This is a genomic window from Brachyspira catarrhinii, assembly GCF_005518285.1.
Classification (GTDB): domain Bacteria; phylum Spirochaetota; class Brachyspiria; order Brachyspirales; family Brachyspiraceae; genus Brachyspira; species Brachyspira catarrhinii.
In genome coordinates, this window is the sequence record NZ_SJDU01000194.1 from 1 (window position 1) to 4,316 (window position 4,316).

Below are 4,316 nucleotides of genomic sequence, written 5' to 3' on the forward strand. Positions count from 1 at the left end.
CCTTCCAGTGCCTAGGCATCCACCTTAAGCCCTTATTTACTTGACCATATTATCCTTTTCTTCTTTAAATTAATCATTAAAAATTAAATTCAAATACGCTCTGAATGAGACTTTAGCTAAAAAGCTGTTTCTTCTTAATTCTTTAGTAACTTTCCGCTTATTGTTTCTACTCTAAGACACACAATCTAATTGTGTATTAATTATTTAGTGAAGATTTTTTAAATGCCGATTTCCGTTTTATTTGGAAAATACTTTATAAAAAATCTACGCTCTTATATATCTGTCAAAGAACTTTCACCCGATTAAATATTTTTTATTTCTAATCAAGGTTCTTATATTGTAGCATATTTAAAAAATAATGCAATAGGTTTTTCGGCAAATATTTAAAGAATTTATGATTTTTTATTAATTATCAAGTTGAAATAATACATTTAATACAAAAATCAACGGTTGTAATTTTATATAAATAAATTTATTGACAGAAATATTATAAATAGTATAATCTACCTTCAAAAATAAAAATTAAAAGAGAGAAGAAAAAGTAAAAATGATTATTTTAGAAAATGTTAGCAAAATTTTTACCACAGAAAATAATAAAAAATTAAACGCCGTAAACGATGTTTCGCTAAAAATTGAAACGGGTTCTATCTACGGCATAATAGGTTTTTCTGGAGCGGGAAAATCGACTCTCGTTAGATGCATTAATCTTTTGGAGCGTCCGACTTCGGGGCATGTTTATATAGACGATGTAGAAATGACTTCTTTATCAAACGGGCAGTTAAGAGAAAAAAGAAAAAAAATTGGAATGATATTTCAGCAGTTTAATTTATTCGCTTCGAGAACCGTATTTAAAAATGTCGCATATCCTTTGAGATATAGAGGATTATCGAAAAAAGAAATCGAAAAAAAGGTTATGTCTTTGCTCGAACTTGTCGACATAAAAGAAAAAGCTTTCGCATATCCTTCGCAATTAAGCGGCGGACAAAAACAGAGAGTGGCAATTGCAAGAGCGCTCGCCAACGAACCGAATATACTTTTATGCGATGAAGCGACAAGCGCTCTCGACCCGCAAACTACAAGCTCGATATTAAAATTATTGAAAAAATTAAACGAAACATTGGGACTTACGATAGTCGTTATAACGCATGAAATGAATGTGGTTAAAGAATTATGCCATAGAGTAGCCGTTATGAATAAGGGAGTTTTAATCGAAGAAGGAAATATATTCGATGTATTTTCAGCTCCTAAAAATCAAATAACGAAAGACTTTATAGACACGACTTCAAATGTATCGAAAATATATTCTTTAGTAGAAGAAAAAGACGAACTTACAAAAATTAAACCGAACGAATGCATAGTTAGGTTAAGATATAAAAAAGGAAATGTAGTCGAACCTATGGTTTCGCATATTTCAAGAGAATATAAAGTGGACATTAATATTATATTCGCCAATGTGGAAGTCGTTGACGAGAGCCACTTGGGAGGTTTGGTTGTTATAATGCATGAACTTGAAAAAGACGGAATAAAAAAAGCTATTATGTTTTTGCAAGAAAAAAATATCGATGTGGAGGTAATATTAGATGCAAGAAATATTGAATAAATTAATTCCAAATGTTATGAGCGATTTGCCAAAACTTTACGACAGCATAATTCAAACTTTTCTAATGCTTTTTCAGTCGGGAGTAATATCGTTTTTTATAGGCGGTTTCTTCGGAATACTTTTGGTAGTCACAAAAAAATACGGAATACTTGAAAATAAAATAATATACGAAATATTAAGCAAGGTTATCAATTTTTTCAGAGCTATTCCTTTTATAATTCTCCTTGCGATGCTCGTGCCATTAACAAGATTCATTATGGGAACGGCAATCGGAGTGAGAGGAGCGATAATTCCTTTGATATTTGGGACAGTTCCATTTTTCGCAAGACAGATGGAAAGCGCTTTATCGGAAGTCGATTCGGGATTAATCGAGGCTGCGCAGTCAATGGGTTCTTCTCCAATCGCTATAATTTTTAGAGTATATTTAAAAGAAAGCGTAGCTCCTATAGCTAGAGGAACTACAATAACGGCAATAAGTTTAATAAGTTTAACGGCGATGGCTGGCGCGGTTGGAGCTGGAGGACTCGGAACTTACGCGATTCAATCGGGATATTATAGAAATAAATTGGATATAATATATGTTTCCGTTATACTTTTGGTAATATTGGTTGGAATAATACAAGCGATAGGAAATTTTATAGTCAAAAAAGCGACTCATTAATTTTTAATTTTAATGATTTGATTTATTTTTTTAAGTAAGAAGGAAGAAATTTTATGAATAGTATTAAAGAAAGAAAAATAGCGATAATCGGAGCGGGACATGTCGGCTCGCATGTCGGATATACTTTAGCCTCTCAAGGTTTGGCGGAAAATATAATTTATATAGATATCGATAAGAAAAAAGCTTTCTCTCAAGCTCTCGATATATTCGATTCGGTAGTTTATCTTCCGCATAGAGTTGTAGTTAAATCGGGAGATTATAGCGATATTGACGATGCCGAAATTATGGTTATTTGCGCGGGACCTTTGCCTAATCCCAATATGACGCAAACGAGAATGGACACTTTGGGCGACACAATATCCGCTATGAAAGATGTGATTTCAAATATCAAAAAAACTAAATTCTCTGGAATAATAATAAATATATCTAATCCCGCCGATGTTATTACTCATTATATTCAAAACAAATTGAATTACGATTATAAAAGAATAATATCGACAAGCACGACTTTAGACTCGGCAAGATTAAGAAGAGCTTTATCGGAAGAAATAAATATAGACCAAAAATCTATTTGCGCCTACGCTCTCGGAGAACATGGCGAAAGTCAAATGGTGGCTTGGTCAACCGTTTCGATAGCGGGAAAACCTTTATTGGAATTAATGAAAGAAAAACCCGAAAAATACGGAAAACTTGACTTAAACAAAATAGCCGAAAAAGGAAGAAGAGGAGGCTGGGAAGTATTCGAAGGAAAAGGTTCTACGGAATTTGGAATAGCTTCGTCTCTTGCGGAAATTGTCAGAGCGATAATCTGCAACGAACATAGAATTTTGCCCGTGTCAGTTTATTTGAACGGAGAATACGGACAAAAAGATGTTTACGCGAGCGTTCCAGCGGTTTTGGGGAAAGACGGCGTAGAAGAAATAATCGAACTAAACATGACGGAAGAAGAGAAAAAATTATTTGACAGTTCCTGCAAATTCATGAGCGAAAATTATAAATTAGCTTTGAATATGCGATAATTAAAAAAATATTTAAAATTGTATTTGCAATTTTATTTTTGATAATATATAATTTAAGTCAAATTTTTTAATAAATAATTTATAAAAAATTTAAAAATAAAAAAATTAAATTTTTTAAGGAGAAAAACAATGAGATTAAAAAAGAGTTTTAACAAAAAAGTATTATTTATATTAGTTTCATTCACGGTAATATTTTTTGCCTCATGCTCCAATACGAATAAAGACAGCATAACGGTAAAAATAGGACATGTAGGAGAATCGGACAGAGCTATATGGAAACCCGTTCAAGAAAAATTGTCTAAAGAAGGAATAAATGTCGAGCTTGTTTCATTTGCCGATTATTCTATTCCTAATCAGGCGCTTAACGATGGAGATATAGATTTGAACGCTTTTCAGCATCACGCTTATTTTTATAACGAAACTAATACGAAAGGTTATAATTTGTCTGTATTGGGAGTGACTTTTATATCGGCAATGAATATTTATTCTCAAAAAATTTCCAATGTTAGCGAAGTGAAAAATGGAGATAAAGTGGCAATTCCGAACGACCCTTCAAACGGAGGAAGAGCTTTAAAAGTATTGCAAGCTGCGGGATTGATAAAACTTAAAGATAACGCTCCAAATAATCCCGAAATTTCGGATATAGCCGAAAATCCATTAAATTTAGATATAGTGGAAGTTGAAGCGGGCAGTATATATAGTTTGCTTCCCGATGTGGCATGCGCCGTTATAAATTGCAATTACGCTTTGGATTTTGGGCTTAATCCTGGAAAAGATTTTATATTTCAAGATAATCCAAAAATATATGACAATAATATGTATGTTAATTTGATTGCGGCGAGAACGGAAGATAAAGATAACGAAGTATATAAAAAAATTGCGGACGCATATCATTCTCCAGAAGTGGAAAAAGTTTACGCGGAAGAGTTTAAAGGCGCTTATTTGCCAGCTTGGAAATAAATTATAAATAAAAAAGCAAAAAATAATTTAAATAAATTTTAAAATTTTCATTAAAGGAGTAATTACAATGAAAAAA

At 32.2% G+C, this 4,316-nt stretch carries 4 protein-coding genes; all 4 read left to right on the top strand.

Features of this window, described 5'->3' with window-relative positions; all coding sequences use genetic code 11:
• Positions 1–547 precede the first annotated feature (547 nt).
• On the top strand, positions 548–1,600 hold the full coding sequence (locus EZH24_RS07770; RefSeq protein WP_137998547.1) for a methionine ABC transporter ATP-binding protein: 1,053 nt from the start codon (positions 548–550) through the stop codon (positions 1,598–1,600).
• Positions 1,581–2,261: a methionine ABC transporter permease gene (locus tag EZH24_RS07775; RefSeq protein ID WP_137998548.1), complete on the top strand. Its 681-nt coding sequence runs from the start codon at positions 1,581–1,583 to the stop codon at positions 2,259–2,261. Before EZH24_RS07770 ends, EZH24_RS07775 begins: the two co-directional genes overlap by 20 nt.
• Positions 2,262–2,314: 53 nt before the next feature.
• Positions 2,315–3,280, top strand: coding sequence for an L-lactate dehydrogenase (locus EZH24_RS07780; RefSeq protein ID WP_137998549.1), 966 nt, complete (start codon positions 2,315–2,317; stop codon positions 3,278–3,280).
• A 129-nt stretch (positions 3,281–3,409) separates the two neighbouring features.
• The gene (locus tag EZH24_RS07785) at positions 3,410–4,240 is read left to right on the top strand and encodes a MetQ/NlpA family ABC transporter substrate-binding protein (protein WP_137998550.1); all 831 of its coding nucleotides are present in this window, start codon (positions 3,410–3,412) and stop codon (positions 4,238–4,240) included.
• Positions 4,241–4,316: the final 76 nt, after the last annotated feature.